The following is a 21325-nucleotide window of genomic DNA, read 5'->3' as shown; positions in this document are numbered from 1 at the left end:
AAGAAGCGTCGAGGACTGGCGAGGAGGGCCTGTCGACGACCGGGTGTTCCGCCCGACCGGGCGAGGAGTTTTCCACCATCGGTCCCCAGTGTCCCACATGCTACCACTGGCGATGGGGTGGCGGAACCTCCTCTTCGACAACTATCCCGTGGCGCCCGACCTCGTCGACTCGCATCTCCCCGACGGGGTCGACGTCGATACGTTCGACGGCGACGCCTGGCTCTCCGTCGTCCCCTTCACGAACGTCGACGTCCGCCCGCGGGGCGTGCCGGAGGGGTGGGGACTGCCGCTCCCCGAACTCAACCTCCGTACCTACGTCACCTGTGACGGCGAACCGGGGGTCTACTTCTTCAGCCTCGACGCCCAGGGCGTCCTGGGCGTGACCGGTGCCCGGCTGTTCCACCACCTGCCGTACTACTACGCCCGCATCTCGCTGGACGGCGTGGACGGCAAGGTGCGGTTCCTGAGCAGACGGCTCCATCCCGGGGCGCGACCGGCCCAGTACGAGGCGACGTACTGGCCGAGTGGCGACGCCTTCCGTTCGGTCGACGACCCCCTCGCGCGCTTCATGGTCGAACGCTACCGCTTCTACACGCAGGCGCCGGACGGCTCTCTCATGTACACGAACGTGGACCACGAACCGTGGACGCTGTATCCGGCGAGCGTCGAGGAAGAGACGAACACGCTGTTCGCCGCGAACGGCTTCGAACGGCCCGACACCGAGCCGGTCCGGTTCTACAGCCCCGGGCTGGACGTGACGGCGTCGCGTTGCAGACGGTGGGACTGACCCGGTCAGGGGAGCGTGTCACGGAACCGCTCGGGGTCGTCGTGGAAGCAGTCGCCGACGACCACCGCGTCCGCACCGGCGTCGAGTATCTCCTCGGTCTGTCGCTGGCTCGTGATGCCGCCACCGTAGAGCAGGACCGTCTCGTCGAGATACTGCGCGGCCGCCTCCACGTCGGCTGTCCCACCGTAGGTCCCCGAGTACTCGATGTAGAAGATGGGGAATCCGTAGAACGACTCCGTCGCGAGCGCGGCGCCAGCGACCTCGTCCGGGCTGTACGTCCGCTCGACACCCGAGACGGCTGCCGCCTTCGAATCGAGGTTCTGGATGACGTAGCCTTCACCGACCACGTTCTCGGAGACCTCGGCGACGGCCTCTCTGCCGCGCGAGGCGATGAGCTCCCCCACGACCGGTACCCCCGACCCGACGATTTCCTCCGGTTTTGTCCCGATCTCGGTGAAGAACTCGACGTGCTTCGTGACGAAGTTCTCCCGGTCCCCGTTGTACACCGCGGGGACGGCGAGGTAGTCCGACGCGTCGACGGTCGCCGTGGAGACGTGGCTCGAACTGTAGGGCTCCTGGAACACGGGCAGCTCCGGGAACCGGGATTTGATGCGCCTGATCACGTCGAGGGAGTTCTCCTGTGTGACGCCGTCGGACCCGCCGACGATGACGAGGTCGGTCCCACCGAGGATGTCGAGGTCCCGCGGCAGCTCCTCCGCCGGGTCGACCTTCGTGACGTGGGAGATGTCGCGCCAGTCCAGTGGCATGATAGTCGTCATTTATCAGAGTCGGTATTCAGTCCACCGAATCGACGCCCGGAGACACCGCCTCCAGCCACACGACGTCCCGTCTCGACAGCAGATACGCCAGCTGGTCGACGATGCCGGGGTTCATCGTGAAGCGGTAGTCGCGTTCGAAGAGTGCGGGGAGCAGGATGACCAGGAACCCGACGGCAGCGTTGCCGACGATACCGCGGATGCGAAGCCAGAGGCCTGCCACCAGTGCCCCGAGTATCACCAGACCGGTCTCGGCCCGGGACGAAGCCCCGGCTACACGACGAGCGGGTCCTGATTCGGCCACCGTCTGCAGCTGTCGGCACTGGCTCTCCTCGTCGAATCCGGTCGACGCTCCTTCTGCCCCACGAGCTGCCCAATACTTCTATACTACGAAGTTGCAAGTATAAGCTTCGTCCCCCACTATCGGGAGTATGAAACTGGCAGTGTTCGGGGCGACTGGTCGGACCGGTGTCCCCCTCTGTGAACAGGCGCTGGAACGTGGGCATTCCGTCGTGGCTCACACCCGCTCCCCGGAGAAGCTCGCCTTCGAGCACGACCGGCTCACGGTCGTCGTCGGGGATGCCTACTCCGGCGAGGGTGTTCGCGAGACCGTCACCGGAGCCGATGCCGTGGTCAGCGTGCTCGGCCAGACCGCCGACGGCCCGGACGATCTCCTGACGGTCGCCGGCGACAACATCGTCGCAGCCATGACCGACGCTGGTGTGAGCCGGCTGGTGACGCTGGTCGGCGCCGGGGTCAGGACCGAGGGCGAGTCCGTCCCACTCAGTGGCCGTGTCGTCGGGACGATGTTGAAGTTGCTCGCACGGTCCGTGCTCGAGGACGCCAGAGCGCACGTCTCGCGTGTTCGTCGCTCGGACCTCGACTGGACGGTCCTGCGTGCCCCGAGACTGACGGACGGGAGGGGGACTGGTTCGTACAGTGTCGGGGACATCGACCTCGGGTTCGCGAGTGTCGCCCGTGCCGACGTGGCAACCTGCATACTGGATATCGTGGATGACGGTTTATACATCCACGAACTCCCGAAGGTGGGCCCGTCATGACCGACGGAGGGGCGAACGACGAGGGGCGGCCGGACCGAGTCCTCGTCACCGGAGCGACCGGCACCGTCGGGAGTCACGTCTGTACCGAACTCGTCGAGCACGGGGACTCTATCGTCCGCGCCGCGGTTCGGGATCCGGCGGGCTACGATGGCCCCGTCGACGAGGTCGTCGCGTTCGACTTCACCGACCCGGCCACATACCGTGCGGCGTTCGCTGACGTGGACTCCCTGTTCCTCGTCAGGCCGCCGGCGATCTCGCGGGTTGCCCGGGACGTGGTCCCCGCCCTTGCCGCCGCTGTCGGTGCCGGTGTCGAGCACGTCGTGTTCCTCTCGGTCATCGGCGCGGACCGCAACCCGCTCGTCCCCCACGCGAAGATCGAGTCGTGGCTCTCCGACAGCGGTGTAGACACCGCCTTCCTCCGTGCATCCTTCTTCATGCAGAACCTCCTCACCGAACATCTTGCGGAGGTTCGCGCCGGCGAACTGTTCGTCCCCGCCGGGCGTGGCGAGACGAGCTTCGTCGATGCACGCGACGTGGCCGCCGTCGCTGCGGTCCTCCTGGAACGGTCGCGCACGGGCGCGTACGACATCACGGGCCCCGAATCGCTGACCTACCACGAGGTCGCCGCGATACTGTCTGCGGAGCTCGACCACGACGTCCGGTATCGTGAGCCCTCTCTCGTACGGTTCTGTTGGCGTCGCGCGCAGCAGGATGGCGACCTTCGGAAGGTGCTGGTCATGGCGGGCATCTACACGACCACGCGGCTGGGGTTCGCTGGCCGGGTGTCGGCGGACGTGCGTACTCTCCTCGGTCGTGACCCATTGTCGTTCTCGACGTTCGTCCGTGACTACAGGGACGTGTTGTCCTGACGTTCAGCACCCCTGACACGCCGTCCAGATCAGTCAGAAATCGCCTTCCGTAAGGCCATTCATCGATGATGTTCATTGGTTGTGTTCACTGTGTGCGTTCATTCTTGTTGTTCTCTATTGGCGTTCATTGCTGGTGTTCATGGTGTGGGTGCATGAATGGTGTCCAAGGTATCTTTTCTTGGTTGATGTTCGTTGCTAGTGTGTCTTGGTTGTGTTCTTGTCTGTAGTTCATTCGTTGGTTTGGTGGGTGGTATTCGGTACTGTCGTGGATTACGTGTGTCCGTTGAACGAGTTCGCTACATCAGTTACTTGCTGTGGTGGGTTTGTGCAAGTGAATACAGTAGCTGGATGCCTCAACTGGTCACAGGATGCGGTTGTGTTCAGTGCGGTCGTTCAGTACATGTGTTCATAGGATGTGTTCGATGGACTCGTGCACTTCTCATGTTCATTTGTCCTGTTCACCATCTGAAGTCACGAATGCGTCTGACGAACATTCAAGATGAATGGCTGTGATGGTGCGAGCATGTTAGCGTACTCGACGTACAGCGAAGCCGGCGGCGTCGGGAAGACGACGACCGCCGCCAACCTCGCCGTGGCGCACGCCCGGGCCGGGCTGAAGCCGCTCGTCGTGCCCCTCGACCCCCAGGACGGCGATCTCTCCCGCCTGTTCGGCGTCGACGACCAGCGGACCGAACCGGTCGACAACGTCGTCCGGCACATGATTCGACGGCCGAAGGGCGACTTCGACGACCTCGTCAGGACCGTCGAGGGCGTCGACATCGTCCCAGAACACAACATGCTCTCGGACCTCGCGGAGTACCTCCAGCGGGAGAAGGACCAGGCGGAGGCGATGGGCGAGGCGTTCGGCATGCACGCCCAGCTGCTCCGGGTCCTGCGCGAGGCCGGCGTGCCCGAGAAGTACGACGTTCTCATCTGCGACCCGCCTGCGACCGAAGGGCCGCATCTCTACAACGCCATCCACGCCACGCGGTCGCTCGTCATCCCCGTGGAGCCGAGCGCGAAGGGGCGTGCAGCCGTCGAGGGTCTGGAGGCCCTCGTCGCCGGGCTGGAGGAGCAGCTCGAGGTCGACGTCGGCGTCCTCGGGGCCATCCCCATCGGGTTCAAGGACACGCGCGACCAGCGCACCATCCTCGACGAGATCCAGTACCCGATCCCGGAGATCATCGGCGAGCGGGCCTCGCTGATGGAGGGCTGCTGGATGCAGCAGTGCTCCGCGTACCGGTACATCCGCGAGCACCGGGACCGCCAGCGCGACTACGAGGTGGAGACGCTGGCGCAGTTCGACCGCATCGCCCGCCACCTGGAGCAGGAGGTCGGTATCGAGGCGCCGAACCCGCCCAAGCCGGGCGATATCGAGCACGAGGTGCTCGCGCCATGACCGGCATGAAGGAGGGTGCTGGCGAGGACCCGTTCGCCGAGGACCCGGTGACTGACTCGGGCTCCACCGAGGAATCGAGTACGGAGACGACGACGGAGACCAGCTCCGCCGAGACGACCAGCACCGGGAGCGCCGACCGGTCCACCGCGAGCAGTAGCCGGAGCGGGGGTCGGCGGTCGATGTCCATCCCGTACAAGTTCCGGCGCGACGGCGTGCAGGACGGCCGTGACCGCGTCCCGCTGTTCCTCAAGCCGGAGACGAAGAGCGCCGAGCGCGACGCCCTGCGGGAGCTGGAGGAGCGGTTCGACGCAGACGTCTCGCTCACCGACCTCCGGGAGGCGCTCGTGATGGTCGGACTCGAGCACCTCGACGAGGTCGAGGGCGAACTCGAGGAGTGGGGCTACGGGATGACGTTCGACGACTGATGGCTCGCCCCTCCTTGTAAACTACATATCGCTATACCGACTGTGCGGGCCGGGGGATGGGCCAGACGGCCCGAGGCGAGATGATTCTGTGCCCATCCACCGCCCGCATCGCACGAGGACTCGTCGGCCGTGGTGCCGTGGCCTTGACGGTTTGTGAGTACGAGGAGGAGGGTCACGCGACCGCTGGATCCAGACGCTGTCATTCAGCTCGCCGTTCAGGCCGAACGTGCCCGAGTGATGGCGACGGGTTCGTCGTCCACGGAAGACGTCATATAGCCCGGTCTGGCGTCGGTCTAAAGGTCCGTCCACTCGTCCTCGCGACCACGAGATTCTATCGACGGAAACCTTTTGCCGCATCCTTGCGAATTGGCACCATGGCCCCTGCCGCGCCGACAGCAGGCGACGTGCTGGAGAAGGTCGACGACCTCGGCCCGCCCAGCACGCCGGTGACGACCCCGGAGGTCGCAGCGGGATTCGACTGCACCCAGCGGACCATCTACAATCGACTCGAGGCACTGGTCGAGGACGGCGTTCTGGAGACGAAGAAGGTCGGCGCGAACAGCCGCGTCTGGTGGCGCCCCGTCGACGGCGGTCTCCGACGAAACCGTGGTGCCCCTGCGCCCGGTGGTCCCGTCTCACTTCGAGATGAACAGTCTCCGCCATTCACTGCCGACTGCGAGATGGCCGAACGCATCCGCGAGTTCGACTGGGCCGAAACCCCGATTGGCCCGATGGAAGAGTGGCCAGCGGAATTGCGGACTGCGGTCGACATTATGCTGGGGGCGGACGAAGCAATCGGCATCTACTGGGGCGACGACCTGACGCTGCTGTACAACGATCTCGCGGGAGATGTCATCGGGAAGAAACACCCTGACGCGCTCGGCCAGCCCGCCCGGGACGTGTTCCCGGAAGCGTGGGACACGCTCGGTCCGGTCCACGAGCAGGTGATGGCGGGAGGCGGGGCCACTCGACTCGAGGAACTGTTGCTCCCGCTCGAACGGACCGACGAGATCGAGGACATCTGGTGGGATACGAGTTACAATCCGATACCGCTCGCCGACGGGTCGGTCGGTGGCGTGTTCAACGTCGCTGTCGACGTCACCGAGCGTAAGCAGGCCGAAATCGAGCGGGAACGCGCTATGGAGGCCCTCCAGGAGAGCGAGGAACGTTATCGCACGCTGTTCGACTCGCTCAACGAGTCCATGCAGGAGGGGTTTTGCGTCGTCGAACTGCTTGAGGAGGGCGAGGCCACCGACGAATCTTCGAATCGGGACGAAACTGCCGCTGACCGGAATGCCCTGGGTGACTACCGCTTCGTGGAGGTCAATCCCGCGTTCGAGGAACTGACCGGGATGACCGACGTGGTCGGTACTCGTCGGTCCGACCTGGACGTCGACGGCGACGTCCCCGGGTTCGACGTCTGTGCCGAGGTCGCTCGGACGGGCGAGTCCCGTCGCCTCGAAACGAACGGCGAGCCGCTCGTCGACGGATGGTTCGACGTCCGCGTGTTCCCGTACGGCGGGTCGGACAGTCGGCAGGTCGCGGTTCTCGTCGACGACATCACCGAGCGCAAGGAGGTCAACGCAGCGTTGCGTGAGAGCGAGAAGCGACTCCGACTCGCGACCGACATCGCGGACATCGCCGTCTTCGAGTGGGACCTCGAGACGGATCGGGTGAGCGGAAACGAGCGGATGCACGAGTTGTTCGGATACGACGAACAGGAGACCATCGTCGGGCAAGCGTTGCTCGACGAGCGCATCCATCCGGACGACCTCGAATCAGTCACCGACCAGCTAGAGGCGGTGTTCGAGTCCGCGTCTGACGGGGAGTACGAGTTCGAGTTCAGAGCGAGGCTTCCCGATGGGGGCGAACGGTGGGTGCTCACGAACGGCGAGGTGTTCTTCGAGGAAGACGGGGACGACCGGCGGGCGGTCCGCGTCTTCGGGACTGGTATCGACATTACCGAACAGAAGCAACGCGAGGAGCAGCAGGAGTTCCTACTCCGGTTCAGCGACGCCCTGCGGGCCCAGCCCGATGCGGAGTCGATCGAAGAGACGGCCGTCGAGATGCTCGCCGAGCAGCTGGATGTCGACCGCTGCTGGATCGCCAAGGTGTCCGAGGAGGAGGGAGTTGCCCGGGTCGGCCCGGAGCGTTTCCGCTCGAACCTGCAGCCGATGTCCGGCACGTTCCAGATCTCTGACTCCCAGGAGGTGATGCGACGGCTCGCTACGCAGACGATTCAGATCCCGAATCTGGCCGACGACCCGCGCTTTTCCGATTCGGAGAAGGAGTTGCACGCCGGGCTGAACATCGTCGCCCTGCTGTCTGTACCGCTACGGAAGGGAGAACACGAAGTCATCTGGGCGTTCCCAGCGGCCATGGCCGAGCCACGCCAATGGACCGACAACGAGCGGATATTACTGGAGGAGGCCGCCGAACGGACGTGGGAGGCCGTCGAGCGCACCCGTGCCGAGCAGGTACTGAACCGGTCCAATCAGTCCCTCGAACGACTCAACGACGCGAGCCGCGAGCTGATCGACGCCGACCCCGAGACGATCGGCGGTCGCGTGGCCGAACTCGTCGTCGAAGTCCTCGATGTCGAGTACGCGGCGCTCTGGGGGTACGACGCGCAGACCGGCGACCTCGAACTGGACACCGAACACGCGGCCCCCGGAACCGACTTCGATGCGATCCGTCCGGCGGCGGTCTCCCACGAGCAGGTCTGGGGGACGTTCGTCGGGGGCGAGTTCGACGTCGAGAACGCGCTCGACATCGCCGAGGACGACGCGTGGCCGGCCGGGCTGAGGAACCGTGTGTTCGCTCCGTTGGGCCGGCACGGCGTCGTCTGTGTGGGCTCGGAGGACCCCGGGGCGTTCGACGATCGACTCCTCGACCTCCTGCAGATGGTCGTCTCGACGGTCAAAACCGCGTGGAGCCGAGCCGAGAGCGAGCAGGAGGTGGCACGCCAGAACGAGGAGTTGACGCGCCTCGACCAGCTCAACACGCTCATCAGGTCGATCCACCAGGTGCTCGTGGCCGCCGACACGCGCGAGGGAATCGACGAAGCAGTCTGCGAGCAACTGGCCAACTCCGACCTCTACGAGTCGGCCTGGCTCGCCACCTACGATGCAGCCACGGATACGCTGCGGCCGCAGACCTGGGCAGGCATAGACAGTCGTTATCTGGAACACCGGACAGTGACTGTCGGTGATGGGTCGAGCGACGACCCGCTCGTCGCCGCCCATCGAACACACGAAATGCAGATCATCTCCGATATCGCCGTCGAGGCCCAGGCAGCCTCGTGGCGTGAGGACGCACTCGAACGCGGTGCCCGTTCGGCGATCATCGTTCCGCTCGTTTACGAGGAGTCCACCTACGGTATGCTCACCGTCTACGGGCGAACCCCACAGCCAGACGAGCGCGAGACGGAGGTGCTGGCGGAACTCGGCGGGACCATCGCACACGCCATCCACGCGCTCGAGGCGACGACCACCCGGCGGACCGACAGCGTCGTCGAACTCACGCTCCAGACCAGGACGGCGGAGACGCCGTTGGTCCGGCTCTCGCGGGAGCTGGACTGCGAGCTCGAGTTCGAGGGGCTGGTCCCAGGGGACAACGGTGACACGACCGTGTTCTTCACCGCGAGTGACGTCGCTCCCGAAGCGCTGGTCGCGGACCGCGGGCAGGTGCTCGCAATCGAGGAACTGCGTCACGTCGCCGACCGAGAGACCGGAGCCCTGTTCAAAGCACGATTGGCGGGGGCGACGCTCCCCGGACGGTTCCTCGAACGCGGGGCGACGATACGGTCGCTGTCCATCGATGCGGGGACGGCAACGGCCGTCGTGGAGCTCCCGGAGACGGCCGAGGTCCGCGAGTGCATCGAGGAACTGCGGCGGGACGCGCCCGACCTCGACCTGCTCTCACGACGGACCCGGACGCGCGAGCCGCAGACGACACTCCAGAGTGCGGTGCTCGACCGGTTGACGCCGCGCCAGGAGGAGGTCCTGCAGCTGGCGTACCGCAGTGGGTACTTCGAGATGCCCCGTATCCAGTCGGGCACGGAGCTGGCCGACGTGCTGGGTATCGTGCCGTCGACATTCACGAAGCACATCCGGACCGCAGAACGGAACGTGCTGGACGCCATCTTCGCCGACGAGCAGGAGCCCCCGGAGCGTGGGGAGAAATAGTTTCCCCACGTTGGGGCGGGGGGCGAACAGTTTTTGGGGTCGGGTTTTGTCGTCGTAGCATTCATCGGGACGTATGCCCATCGACCGATCCTGGAACCGTTCAGAAGGGTCGCTGCAGGCGGACGGCTCCGACTCGCCGGGGGAATTGGCGTCGCTCTCCGAGATGCTTGACGCTCTCGGACGGCAGTCACGGCGTCGGGTCCTCCTCGCGCTGCTGCGCGAGGACGAACCGGTGTCGGTCGAGTCCCTCGCCCGGATGGTCGCCGCGAAAGACGCCTCACCGGGTGCGGACGGGGGAGAGCGAATCGATGGGGAGGGAACGGGAGCATGACCAGTCGCTCCGGCTCGGCCGAGTCCGGCCTGGACTCGATGCTGGACGTCCTCTCGAACCGATACCGCCGACGGCTGCTCGTCGCGCTGCTGGACCACAACCCGCAGGAGGGCGACGACCCACAGGTGCCCGACGACGTCCGACTGGGCGACGAGGAACTGGACCAGCTGATGATCGAGCTGCGTCACGTCCACCTTCCCAAACTTGCGGAGTCCGGGTTCGTCGACTGGGACCGGGAGACGAACACCATCCAGACTGGACCGCGGTTCGAGGAGATACGACCGCTACTGGAGTTGATGGTGGCCCACGCCGACGAGCTGCCGGACGACTGGCTCTAGCGCTGCGTTCTGTCGCCGGGCGAGATGGGTACAGGTATGGAATCCGGGGAGCGGTGACACCGCCCGAACCCATCGGAGACCACTGACACTGGGGGCCGACACATCCGGTCGCGTGGCACCGGTGTCGGACTGTCGGGATGGACTCGACGATCGACGTCAGCGCCATCTGGCGACGGGGCCACCGACCGCACGCCCTTCGAGGTCGATCTCGTGCTGCCAGAGCGTCTCTCCCTGGTGCGGTGGGTCGTGGGCCAGTACCATCGTCACACCGAGCTTCGTCGCGATGCTCGAGACAAGCACGTACCGGTCACAGCCGTCCGGCGTGTCGTACTCGAACGAGTCACGGAGGGCTCCATCGGGTTCCAGCACGTGCAGCCGCCCGTCTCCGTCTGCGGCGACGATGACGTCCACGGGGTCGGCGTAGGCCGCATCGGCCGGGCTGGGGAGTGTGACGGACACGCTCTCCCCCTCGTGACGCCACGTGACCGTCGTGCGGGCGCCGTCGTCGCCGTCCTCGATGTTCATCGCTGCTACCACTCGGCACTCACTGGGTCGGGCGACGACCGGCCGGGTGGCAAGTGCCACGGTTTCACCCCTTTCGGACGGTGACGATACCCCCCGGACGTGTCGGAACGGTTTAGCGAGCCCCGCCCGTCGACCGACCAATGGAGGTCCTCGAGCGGGAACCCTACTCCCACGTCCTCCTGGTGCGGGACGGGGAGTGGTTCCTCACGTTCCTGGTCGGCAGGGCAGTCATGCGCGACGTGACCGTCCGATTGACGCCCGCGGAGATCGCCGCGGTGGAGGCCGGTGAATCGACGACGGCCGACCTGGTCGAGACGTTCCGCGACGACCGCTCGTCCTACGAGGGCAGGCGCGTCACGCCCCCGATTCGGCCCCCTGCGGACCCCGACGGTGGTGCGTAGTCCCGTCGGCTGGACGGTCAGTGGTCCTCCGTGACGAGTGTGGTCTGTTTGTTCACCAGCCGGACGAAGTCGGGTTCCTCGATGGCGGCCAGCGACTCGTGGCCGCTGAGTTCCTCGCGGAGCCACTCGCCGCCACAGGCCTCGATGAAGTCCGTCCACTCCGCGACCTGGAACTCCTCGAGGGCGAAGTTCGCTCCGACGAAACCGTGTCCCTTGCCCTGGCTGAGCTGGATCTCGCCGGCCTCGAAGGAGAGCTTGAGTACCTTCGGCCAGTCGCTGCTGTGGGGGCGGTCTGCGTCGTGGTCCGGGCTGGAGATGACGTAGTAGGTTGCCATGGCTGATTCGGTGGGTCCGCGCCGCCTCGAACGGACCGAAGACGCGTCGAGGGGTGCCCGCACTGGCCAGCGTACGACCGCGTTCGTGCAGGGCGCCGGTGGGGGCCGACGGCGTGGCCGCATCGGTGACCGACAGGCGATACGGCACCCGCGGACGCCGACTACATAAACCCGCGTTCGGTGGGGGCGGCACACAGTCGCTCGACGATGACAGGGCCGGTGGTCGACCAGACGGCCCGGCTGAGGGACCGGGAGATATCTGCGGCGGTCCTTTAGCGCTGCCCTGCCGACCCGAAATCCTTCGCGATGGAAACTGATATATTATCCAGCGAACGATTCGGATGCAACCAACCGCCGTTGTCGTGCTCCGTGATGGATCCGTCGACGGAACCGGTTGCCGCCTACTCATGGATTCTACGATACAGACGGTCGGACCGGACGCACTGGCGGACGCTGTCGAGTCGGACGAGGTGACACTCGTCCTCTGCCCACCGGGCATCGAACCTGTCCGGCGGCTCCGGTCGCTGGGTCGGGTCGTCCGGGGGCTGCCCGAGACGGCGGCGAGCGACGACGAGCTCCTCGTCGTCCAGGAGTTCGTGGACGCGGTGTTCGACCTCGTCGACGGGAGTGTAACGAGCTACTGCTCCGAGTACGGAGACCGGTCGCTGTTCGCCAGAACGGGCGGCACGGTGCTCGTGACGAGGCCACGGAGCTTCGACTGGCTCTGCCGGAGCGAGCTGGGTGTCTCGGGGGAGTTCGTCGAGGCGGTCGACAGGGTGTTGCTGGTCAGGACCCCGCCGACCGACGCGATGGCGGCGATCGACGGTGTACGGCAGCGAACCAGCCGTCGGGGCGCTGGCGGACTGCGAGACGACGAACAGGCGGCCGTGCTGGAACGGGCCCGGTATCCCCCGTACCACTTCGAGACCCCGGCGCTCCAGCGCCATCTCGGGTGGTACGATGCGACCGTCACGCCCGAGGTGTTCCTCCCGCTCTCGAAACACGACCCGGAACCGGTGATGTTTCCCGAGGACGCCGGGCGGGCGCTCGGAGAGCTGGACGTCTCCGTCGGCCCGCTCGGCGAGCCGTTCGCGGACGCCGTCTCGCGACTCGTGCCGGGTGGTGGCCTCCCGAGCCGGCTCCCGAACGAACGCTCACCGCCGGTCCTCGTCGCCGCCGCGCTGGTCGCCGTCGGACTGAGCGAGGAGGCGGACTGGCTCGACACCCTCGCCGGGCTCCGGACGCTACCGACCGCCGCCGAGCGGCTGGAGATCGCGCTCGAACTCCCGCCCGGAACGGTCGACCGGCTCACGGTGTTCGCCGCCGACCCCGCCCGAACCCTGTTCCGCGACCGTCTGGCCGACGAGCCCGGCGACCAGGCTGGGGAATCGGTCCTCGACGTGGCCCGTGGGGTGGTCGATGAGCCGGCGGACGCGCTCCGGTCGGTCGGGTCGTCGCTCGAGACGATGTCGACGGACCCGGATGCGTACGGGTCCTCCCCGCTCGTCGGTGCCTGGCACTGGGAGGGTCCCCGGGCGTTGCACGATGCCGCCGCGGAGCGTGAACTACCGACACCACTCCCGGAGTCAGACGGCGACGACGAGGGAGGGTCGGACTGGCGGTCGCTCGTCGAGGAGACCGACCTCCTCGAGGCTCTCGACGGGGGCTTGGTCGTCCTCTCCGGTCCGAGGGGGAGCGGGAAGCGACGCGTGGCCGCCGCACTGGCCACGGAACTCGAGAACTGGGGGGCAACAGTCAGACTCCCGTCCCTGACGACCCCCGACCACGTTCGGACGGGCATCGAGGCGACGCCCGACGCAGTCGTCGTCGCCGCGTACGGTGCCGAGCCGGCGCGGATACCCGGCGACGACGGGCTCCGGGCACTCCCCGAGTGGGTGGACGAAGGGGTCTGTTCGGGGGCGCTGCTCATCTGCGACGACACCGACCGAGAGCGCCTCGACGAGATCAGCGAGCGGGCCGGCTGCGGGGAACTGGCGGCCTGGGTCGACCGCGTCGAGATCAGCATGGAGGACGCGTACGACTCGCCGGAGAGGGAGCCCGCAGCGGTCGCGGGTGACCTGCTCGATGCGGTCGGCTGGGGCGAGGTGGCGTCGCCGTCGCGTCGGACCGTCGACGTGGAGCGGGTGACGGACCAGAGCACGCTGGCAGCGGTCGCGGGCGTCCCGGACCACGCGCTCGACGGGACGTTCGTCGGGCACGTCGTCGCCGAGGTCGTCGACGTCGTCGCGACCACCCACGGACCGGACGCCGCACGGCCGTGGCTCTCGTTCGTCGACGACCTCGTGGCGGACGTCGGTCGGAACCGCGGTCCCGGCAGCGACGACGCACTCCAGTACCGGGGCGAGGTCTACGCGACGGCTGTGGCGGCCGTCGCGACGGCGGACCCGACGACCGCCGAGTGGGTCCACGCGGTCGCACGTGGCGCGCTGGAGGTGACGAACGAGACCGCGACACCGCACGGGGTGGCGTCCGTCGGCGGCCAGCTGGAACCCTTCGCCTCCGCGTTCGCGGGTGCACTGGCCACGCTCGCCCAGCCACCGGACGGGGCGACGGTGAACCACGGCGCGGTCGGCTGTGTCGACCAGGTCCTCCACGAGGTGGTCCCGGAGGACGGCTGGCGGTTCCCGCTCCACCTCGTCTACGGACGCGCAGTCGGGCGAATCGTCCGCCGAACCGCCGATCCGGCGGCGGCGAACGGTGGCCTCTCGACGGTGCTCTCGCTGGTCCAGCAGCACGCACAGAGCCCGCACACCCACCTCGCGACGGACGTTCTCGGGAACAGTCTCGCCTCCATGCTCGGGGCGGTCGCGGGCGTCGAGTGTCCGCCCGAGGACCTGGCGGCGTGGGTGACGGATATCGAGTCGCGTGCGGTGGACGCGGCCGGACTCGTCGGGGACCCGTCGGACCGGAGCCTGCTGCTCGAACGGTTCTACGCGGACGGGATCGGTCTCTGGGTCTTCGAACACGACTGTCCGGACGACCAGCTCGGTCCCTGGCTCGACGCCGTCGGGCAGCGCATGAACCGGACGGCGACCACGGCGGCCTCCGACGACGCCGACGCGTTCGTCTCCGCTGTGTACGGTCACGCCGTCCGAACCGTCGTGGAGACGGGCGAACTCGACCGGGCGGAACGGCTCTTCGCGGCCGGTCACCGACTCGTCGACGCGGTCGCGGGCGCCGACCACGTCGAGGACGAACCGGAGCTCCGGGCGACGCTGCACGCGGCGGCGCTCGCCGCGTTCGCCGACGTCGAGCACGCTCGTCCGGACGCTGTCGGTCGGTACCCCTACGGCAGTGACACGGTCCCGTCCCCGGACGCCCTCGGCTTCGAGGACTGGATGGAACGCTACGACGCCACGGTGCTGGGACGGGAGGCGGCGGACCGTCCCATCGCGGCGCGAACGGGGTCCCTCGCCGCCGTCTACCGGGGTGCACTGTCGACGCACGTGCAGGGCTTCGACGCCGATTCGGACGGGACGGCAGACGGTGTGACGCCACGCAACGAGCGTACCTGGTACGCGGGCCTGACGGAGCTGGTCGAGGCCAGGGCCGCGGAGTCGGTCGACGACCCGGTCCCGTTCCTCGCGGACGTGTTCGGCGGGGCGGCCGTGCGATGGGCGGCCGACGGGGAATCGAGTCGCACCCGGGAGTGGCTCGAGGTGCTCGTGCAGTCGCTGCGGGCCAGTCGAGAGACCATCGACGGACCCGACAGGGGGGACTGGTTCGACGCCTTCGCGACGACGGACGCCGAGGTGCTGCTCGCGGTGCTGACCCGAACCGACGTCGGCGAACGGACCCACGACCGGATCGTCGAGGCGGTGCTGTCACAGGTCGAACTGGCCGCGAACGCACCGGACAACCCGGCGCATCCGGTCGTCTACGTGTCCTCGGTGTTCGGTACCGCCCTGGCACTCGCCGCCGACATCGAGCCGGCTGCGGTCCGCTTCGGTGTGACCGAGGTCCTGGGTGTCCTCGAGGAGGGCGGCTCGCTCGACAGCGTCGACAGCGACCCCGCGACGGTCTACGAGCGCGTGTTCGCCGAGGCGCTCGCGACCGTCGGTCGGCGGAACGTCGACGACCCGGCGGTCGACGAGTGGCTCGATATCGTGCACACCGGACTCGAGACGACCGCGACGAGAGAGGTGCCGGACGGACCGGCCGCGTTCGTCGCCGACGTGTTCGTCCGGGCCGTCGCCGAAGCGGCCCAGGACGGTGCAGACGGCTGGTGCCGACGGCTCGATGCCGAGCTCCGCGAGTTCGCGAGGGGGCCGCTCGTGGACGACCCGGCGACGTTCCTGGAAGGAGTGTACGCAGACGTCGTCGTGGCGGGTGCGAGGAGTCCCGGGCCCAGAACACTGACCGAGTCGTGCATCGACGCCGTGGACGAATCGGTCCAGGCCGCCGTCGACGCGGACCTGCTCGGTGCCGACGGTGCCCACGAGCGGACGTTCTCGCGGGCGGCCGAGAGGCTGTCGGCGGCACCCCCTCGTGCCCGCGTGGACCACGTCGCACGGCTCGAGCAGGGACTCCGGGCGACGGGGAACGGCGACATCGCCAGCGCCATCTTCGACGCGGAGGGGGTCGACCAACCGGATGGTCCACGTGTCGAGCAGGACTCGACGTCCGACGGGAGGTCGGGGATCGACCGGCCCGGGGACGGCGACCGCTGAGCGTCCCATCGGGTCGAGACGACACCATCGGGTCGAGACGGCCCGTTCGGCGGGTATGCGCACAAGAACATTGTGTTCGAACCGCCTACCGTTGTCGTATGTACGACCGGATACTCGTGCCGACGGACGGGAGTCAGGGCGCGACCACCGCGCTCGAACACGGTATCGAGATCGCGACACAGTGGGACGCGACGGTCCATACCCTGTACGTCGTCGATACGAGGCTCGCTCGGTCCGGGCCGGCGCTCGAGACGCTCCGTCGCGAGGGACGGCGGGCGATACGGGACGTCGAGGTGGCCGGTACACGGGCCGGTCTGACCATCGTGACCGACATCGTCGAGGGGAACCCACACGAGGAGATCCTGTCGTACGTCTCCGAGAACGACATCGACCTGGTCGTCATGGGGACCCACGGCCGGACCGGGCTCGACCGGGTGTTCATGGGAAGCGTCGCGGAACGAGTCGGCCGCCGGTCGCCCGTTCCCGTCCTGACAGTCCGGGGTGAAGGGGGAGACTGAGCCCCGGCCGTTCTGGGCCCGGTCGTGCGTTCGTGGAGCGGGTTCCGGCGTCCGCCCCCTTTATCGCCTCGTGGCCCGTTCTCGGTCCCGTACATGACGAGCGAACTCGTGGTCCATCCGACCGGCGCCGCCGGAGTCGACGAACGCCAGAACCCGGACGAGCCGTACCGGGTGCATCTCCCTTCTCGACGCGACGCGATCGGCCGTCGGGACGCGAGCCGGGTGGGTCGTCGATGACACTCGTCGAGGCTGTCGTCATCTTCGTCGTCGGCTACCTCAGTGGAACTGTCACCCGTGTGTTCGCGGGACTCGCGGCGCTCGTCGCCCTCGTGCTGGCCGTGCTCGGCCTGGCGGCTCCGGCGTCGTTCTTCGAGCTCCTGGAGCCGGTCCTCTCGTTCTACGCCGGCAACGAGCTGCTCTTCCTCTCGGGGTTCCTGTTCGCCATCGCGCACCGGAACCGGGACGGGGGTTCCTCGGCCACTCTGGACTGACTGGCCGCCGACCGCCCGGGGCCCGACTCTCGCCGCCTCGGCGCCATCGCGCATCCATTCAGTGTGTGGTGGTATTCGGGATGCCATCCCCGCCGGCGATAGTACCGTCGGGTGGTCCGTGGTTCGACGACGTGGTCTACGGGGGCCTCCCGGCTCGGCATCGACCTCGCGAACGTCACGGTGCTCGACCAGACCGGGGTCTGAACGAGCTGCCAACCAGTAGTCGAAATCACGATTTCGGAAATTACGATTTCCAAAACTATAGTTTCGACAATCGGAGGTTCCAAGTGGGCTCCTGACGCAGGTCGGGTATGGCACAGTTCGTCGACCGGGAGGACGAGCTCGAACGGCTCGAGGCCGCCTACGAGTCGGACGACGCCGAGTTCGTGGTGCTGTACGGTCGGCGTCGGCTCGGGAAGAGCGAGCTGGTCCGGCAGTCAATCCTGGGTCGCGACGACGCGGTGTACTACCAGGCGACCGAGTCCACGGCCGAGAACCAGCTGGAGTACTTCGTCGAGGCCGCGACGGAGGCGGTCCCCGCGGTCGGGAACGTGCGCCGGGACTGGGAGATGCTGCTGGAGGCACTCGGTCGGGAAGACGCCGTCGTCGTCGTCGACGAGTTCCCGTTCCTCATCGACGCCGACGAGGCGCTCCCCTCGCGACTCCAGCGGGTCTGGGACACGGCGCTGTCGGAGACGGGGATGACGCTCGTCCTCATCGGCTCCTCCATCAGCGTGATGGAGGAGAAGGTCCTCTCGGGGGGAAGCCCCCTCTACGGTCGACGAACCGGGACGATAGACCTCGGGCCGCTCGACGTCGGCGAGGCGCGGGCGTTCTTCCCGGAGTACGGTCCCGAGGACGCCGTCCGCACGTGGGCCATCTACGGCGGCACGCCCTACTACCTCCAGACCATCGACCCGGGAGCGTCCGTCGCGGACAACGTCCAGCGGTCGGTGCTGTCCGAGCAGGGGCTGCTCTACTCCGAGCCGGAGTTCCTGCTGCGGACCGAGCTCCGGCAGCCGAACACGTACTTCAGCATCCTCCGGGCGCTGGCACACGGCCGCCGGACGCCGAACGAGATCGCCGGGATGGCGGGCGTCGAGTCCGCGTCGCTCAGCACGTACCTCCAGAAGCTCCGCCGGCTCAGGCTGGTCGAGCGACACATCCCGGTCACGGCGTCCCCCACCTCGTCGAAGCGCGGCCGGTACCGGATAGCGGCCCCGCTGTTCCGGTTCTGGTTCCGGTTCGTCTACGGGCAGCAGGACCGACTGCGGCTCCTGGAGGACGACGCCTTCGAGGAACTGGTCGCGCCGGAGCTCGCCGACCACGTGAGTCCGCTGTTCGAACGGCTGTGTCAGCAGGCACTGCCGCAACTGGTCGATGGACGGTACCGTGCTGTTGGCCAGTGGTGGTACAGGGAGCACGAGCTCGACGTGCTGGGGTTGAGCGACGCGGGGCTCGTCGCCGGCGAGTGCAAGTTCACGTCGTCGCCGGTGGGCGAGGGCGAGCTCGCCGACCTGGAACGGACGACGGAGCAGGTGCGGTGGTCGGAGGAACCCGCGGAGTCGAGCACCCGGTACGCGCTGTTCAGCCGGTCCGGCTTCACCGACGACCTGCGAGCGACCGCCGGGGACCGGGCGGACGTGTTCCTCTACGGGCTCGAGGACGTGCTTGCACCGGCCCGTTGACCCGACGGTCGCCTGGCTCAGTTCAACAGCTCGACGTCGTAGCCCGCGTTCCGGATGCTCTCGAGGATGCGCTCGGTCTGGCCGGTCCCGCTGGTCTGGACGTGGAACTGGAGGTAGGCGTCGCCGACGTCCAGCTCCTTCGCGGAGCGCTCGTGGGTCACGTCGTGGATGTTCGCGCCGCAGTCGGCGATGAGCTCGGAGACGCGGCTCATCTCGCCGGGCCGGTCGACGATGTGGACCTGGAGGTGGACGAGCTGGTTCCGGTGGGTGAGGCCGTGGGTGAGCACGGTCTGGAGGTCGGTCATGCTGAGGTTACCGCCACAGAGCAGCGGGACGACCACCTCGTCGCTGACGTCGAGCGCGTCGCTCCGGACCGCAGCGACCGAGACCGCCCCGGCCCCCTCGACCATCTGCTTCGTCCGTTCGAGCATGAACAGCACGCTCTCTGCGATCTGGGTGTCGGTGACGGTGACGACCTCGTCGACGTGTTCCCGGATGAGCTCGTAGGTCAGCTCCGAGATGCCACCCGTCGCGATGCCGTCGGCGATGGTCTGCATGGAGTCGATTGTCACCGGGACACCCTTGTCGAGGCTCTCCGGCACCGTCGCGGCGGACTCGGCCTGCACGCCGACCACGCGGGTCTCGGGCGACCGTGCTTTGATGGCGGTCGCGATTCCACCGATGAGTCCGCCACCACCGATGGGGACGACGACCGTGTCGGCATCGGGCACCTGTTCGGCGATCTCCAGCCCGAGGGTCCCCTGTCCGGCGACGATGTCGGGGTCGTCGTAGGCGTGGACGAACACGCAGTCGTCGTCGATCCGGGTCTTGGCGTGGCGCATCGCCGCCTGGAAGTCCTCGCCGTGGAGGACGACCGCCGCGCCGTAGCCCTCCGTCGCGTCGATCTTGGCCTGCGGGGCGTCCTTCGGCATGACGATGGTCGCGTCGAGACCGACCTTCGTCGCGGCGAGTGCGACGCCCTGGGCGTGGTTCCCCGCGCTCGCGGCGAGGGCGCGGGTCGCGTCGCTGTCTGTGGCGGCGACCTGGGTGAGCTTGTTGTACGCGCCCCGTGTCTTGAACGAGCCGGTGCGCTGGAGGTGCTCCATCTTCAGCCGGACGTCGGCGTCGACCTCGGCGGAGAGTGAACGGTTCGTCTCGATGGGCGTCTCGCGGACGACGGACTCGTCGTCCAGGCGGTCGCGTGCGTCTTCGATGTCTGCTACCGTGACCTGCATTGCGGGTACTGGTACAGACCACCGGATGGGCGGACATAAAACTACATACCCGTTTTCGAACCCGGGTTGGTACGGGTTCGCAGCGATTGCAGGTGTCGACAGAACTGTCGGCGACCGACCATCGCGAGGGAACGGTATCCCCTGGTGCGGTCAGTCCGTTCGATGCCGGCCCTACCGGCTGGTCAGGGCTGTTCGAAGTCGATGGTGAAGGCGAGTGTCTCCGAATTCGGCGTCCCACCGGCCCAGTCGAAGGTGACCGTCCCGGTGATGACGAAGCCGTCCGAGAGGTCTGCGTTGCCGGGCTCGACGAGCAGGTACTGTTGATCCGCACTTCCGGTGGTTCCGTCCTCCGAGATACCGTCTGTCGCACCGATGGATGAACCGTTCAGCGCGAGGGAGTCCACGGTGACCGATTGACTCGACGGTGGGGAGCTGCTTCGCGCCTTCACCGTGACGGTGAACCGGTCACCGGGGTCGGTCACGGATGCGCTGCTGACGGTGTCACCGTCGACCGTCAGTACGGCCGTGGAGTTGCTCGAGTAGTACCTGAGACTGAAGGACTCCTCGGTGCCGGCCGACCAGTCGTGGCCAGTCGTCGCGAGCGGATTGTTTCCGCCATCGCGGATCTGGAGTTCGGTCGAGCCGCCGCCGGCACTATCGCCGTACCGACCGCGAGCGTCCCACGCCTCGGCACTGAACTCGATGGCGTCGCCGAATCCATCACCGGTGCTGGTCGTTCCCTGGAACGTGTACGATGGCGTTCCGGCACCTCCGGTGCCGGTCCAGGAGAGGAGCGGATACGACCCGCCGCCGTCGGCCGACTCCCATATCAACTGGAGCGTCTCGTCACCGTCGCTCCCGGACAACGTCAGCGAGTCACCGGCGGTGACCTGCCCGTCGGAGGCGGTCCCGCCGAGCGTGTCCCACGTCCCCGAGGAGACAGTTCCGTCGGGGTCGTCGACGACGACACGGAGCCGCGAGGGGTCGGCGGGCTCGCCCCCACTGTACGTGATGGCCACGCCCGAAGACGTGTTGGCCGTCTCGAAGGCTGCCTTTGGGGGTGGTGATGCCGTCGCCGACTGTCCGAGGTCGAACACGAAGAGACCGACGCCTGCGGCGGCGAAGAGCACCACGGCGACGAGCAGTACGGTCGACACGACCGACGACAGGGCCCTGTCGGTACTGGAGGGGGATGCGTCCATAGTGTCAGTAGTGTGGTTCCGGTGGTGGGTCTGTTGGCCAGCGTGCTGTCCCGCGACGTGGGCCAA

19 protein-coding genes are annotated in these 21325 nt (G+C 67.5%); 13 read left to right on the top strand and 6 right to left on the bottom strand.

The window, feature by feature from the left end; all coding sequences use genetic code 11:
• The first annotated feature begins 97 nt into the window (after positions 1-97).
• Positions 98-787, top strand: coding sequence for a YqjF family protein (locus ACSG06_RS18310; RefSeq protein WP_440991735.1), 690 nt, complete (start codon positions 98-100; stop codon positions 785-787).
• Positions 788-792: 5 nt separating this feature from the next.
• On the opposite strand, the gene ACSG06_RS18305 is transcribed toward ACSG06_RS18310, so the two are convergent.
• A complete protein-coding gene (locus tag ACSG06_RS18305) occupies positions 793-1554 on the bottom strand; it encodes a geranylgeranylglyceryl/heptaprenylglyceryl phosphate synthase (RefSeq protein WP_440992105.1) in 762 nt (253 codons plus the stop codon).
• 28 nt (positions 1555-1582) lie between these two features.
• A complete protein-coding gene (locus ACSG06_RS18300; RefSeq protein WP_440991734.1) occupies positions 1583-1786 on the bottom strand; it encodes a hypothetical protein in 204 nt (67 codons plus the stop codon).
• A 208-nt stretch (positions 1787-1994) separates the two neighbouring features.
• Between ACSG06_RS18300 and ACSG06_RS18295 the strand changes: the two genes are divergently transcribed.
• The 7 genes from ACSG06_RS18295 to ACSG06_RS18265 all read left to right on the top strand — a co-directional run bounded on the left by ACSG06_RS18295 (position 1995) and on the right by ACSG06_RS18265 (position 10173).
• Positions 1995-2624 (top strand): NAD(P)-dependent oxidoreductase, encoded by a 630-nt coding sequence (locus ACSG06_RS18295; RefSeq protein WP_440991733.1) that lies wholly within the window; start codon positions 1995-1997, stop codon positions 2622-2624.
• Positions 2621-3493 carry an NmrA family NAD(P)-binding protein gene (locus ACSG06_RS18290; RefSeq protein ID WP_440991732.1) on the top strand — a complete coding sequence of 291 codons (873 nt, stop codon included), beginning with the start codon at positions 2621-2623 and terminating at the stop codon, positions 3491-3493. Before ACSG06_RS18295 ends, ACSG06_RS18290 begins: the two co-directional genes overlap by 4 nt.
• 523 nt (positions 3494-4016) lie before the next feature.
• On the top strand, positions 4017-4892 hold the full coding sequence (locus tag ACSG06_RS18285; protein ID WP_440991731.1) for a ParA family protein: 876 nt from the start codon (positions 4017-4019) through the stop codon (positions 4890-4892).
• A complete protein-coding gene (locus tag ACSG06_RS18280) occupies positions 4889-5317 on the top strand; it encodes a DUF7970 domain-containing protein (RefSeq protein WP_440991730.1) in 429 nt (142 codons plus the stop codon). Before ACSG06_RS18285 ends, ACSG06_RS18280 begins: the two co-directional genes overlap by 4 nt.
• A 374-nt stretch (positions 5318-5691) precedes the next feature.
• Positions 5692-9504, top strand: a complete 3813-nt coding sequence (locus tag ACSG06_RS18275; RefSeq protein WP_440991729.1) for a bacterio-opsin activator domain-containing protein — start codon at positions 5692-5694, stop codon at positions 9502-9504.
• A gap of 73 nt (positions 9505-9577) precedes the next feature.
• Positions 9578-9835 carry a hypothetical protein gene (locus ACSG06_RS18270; protein WP_440991728.1) on the top strand — a complete coding sequence of 86 codons (258 nt, stop codon included), beginning with the start codon at positions 9578-9580 and terminating at the stop codon, positions 9833-9835.
• On the top strand, positions 9832-10173 hold the full coding sequence (locus ACSG06_RS18265; protein WP_440991727.1) for a DUF7344 domain-containing protein: 342 nt from the start codon (positions 9832-9834) through the stop codon (positions 10171-10173). Before ACSG06_RS18270 ends, ACSG06_RS18265 begins: the two co-directional genes overlap by 4 nt.
• A 156-nt stretch (positions 10174-10329) precedes the next feature.
• Here ACSG06_RS18265 and ACSG06_RS18260 read toward each other — a convergent pair whose 3' ends face one another.
• Positions 10330-10698 (bottom strand): hypothetical protein, encoded by a 369-nt coding sequence (locus ACSG06_RS18260; RefSeq protein ID WP_440991726.1) that lies wholly within the window; start codon positions 10696-10698, stop codon positions 10330-10332.
• Between the two features lie 140 nt (positions 10699-10838).
• On the opposite strand from ACSG06_RS18260, the gene ACSG06_RS18255 reads away from it, so the two are divergent.
• On the top strand, positions 10839-11099 hold the full coding sequence (locus tag ACSG06_RS18255) for a hypothetical protein (protein WP_440991725.1): 261 nt from the start codon (positions 10839-10841) through the stop codon (positions 11097-11099).
• A gap of 17 nt (positions 11100-11116) precedes the next feature.
• On the opposite strand, the gene ACSG06_RS18250 is transcribed toward ACSG06_RS18255, so the two are convergent.
• On the bottom strand, positions 11117-11434 hold the full coding sequence (locus tag ACSG06_RS18250; protein WP_440991724.1) for a hypothetical protein: 318 nt from the start codon (positions 11432-11434) through the stop codon (positions 11117-11119).
• 407 nt (positions 11435-11841) lie between these two features.
• On the opposite strand from ACSG06_RS18250, the gene ACSG06_RS18245 reads away from it, so the two are divergent.
• From ACSG06_RS18245 to ACSG06_RS18230, 4 genes are all read left to right on the top strand, one after another.
• Positions 11842-16125: a hypothetical protein gene (locus ACSG06_RS18245; protein ID WP_440991723.1), complete on the top strand. Its 4284-nt coding sequence runs from the start codon at positions 11842-11844 to the stop codon at positions 16123-16125.
• Positions 16126-16223: 98 nt separating this feature from the next.
• On the top strand, positions 16224-16643 hold the full coding sequence (locus ACSG06_RS18240; protein ID WP_440991722.1) for a universal stress protein: 420 nt from the start codon (positions 16224-16226) through the stop codon (positions 16641-16643).
• A gap of 233 nt (positions 16644-16876) precedes the next feature.
• On the top strand, positions 16877-17134 hold the full coding sequence (locus ACSG06_RS18235) for a hypothetical protein (protein WP_440991721.1): 258 nt from the start codon (positions 16877-16879) through the stop codon (positions 17132-17134).
• A 311-nt stretch (positions 17135-17445) separates the two neighbouring features.
• The gene (locus tag ACSG06_RS18230) at positions 17446-18822 is read left to right on the top strand and encodes an ATP-binding protein (RefSeq protein WP_440991720.1); all 1377 of its coding nucleotides are present in this window, start codon (positions 17446-17448) and stop codon (positions 18820-18822) included.
• A gap of 17 nt (positions 18823-18839) precedes the next feature.
• Here the strand turns inward: ACSG06_RS18230 and ilvA are convergent, their stop codons facing one another.
• Both ilvA and ACSG06_RS18220 read right to left on the bottom strand, forming a co-directional pair.
• The gene (ilvA, locus tag ACSG06_RS18225) at positions 18840-20057 is read right to left on the bottom strand and encodes a threonine ammonia-lyase (RefSeq protein ID WP_440991719.1); all 1218 of its coding nucleotides are present in this window, start codon (positions 20055-20057) and stop codon (positions 18840-18842) included.
• Between the two features lie 182 nt (positions 20058-20239).
• Positions 20240-21259 (bottom strand): type IV pilin N-terminal domain-containing protein, encoded by a 1020-nt coding sequence (locus ACSG06_RS18220; RefSeq protein ID WP_440991718.1) that lies wholly within the window; start codon positions 21257-21259, stop codon positions 20240-20242.
• Between the last annotated feature and the right edge of the window lie 66 nt (positions 21260-21325).

This window comes from Haloarchaeobius baliensis (assembly GCF_052060055.1).
GTDB lineage: Archaea > Halobacteriota > Halobacteria > Halobacteriales > Natrialbaceae > Haloarchaeobius > Haloarchaeobius baliensis.
This window is presented reverse-complemented; position numbering and strand designations above follow the sequence as displayed.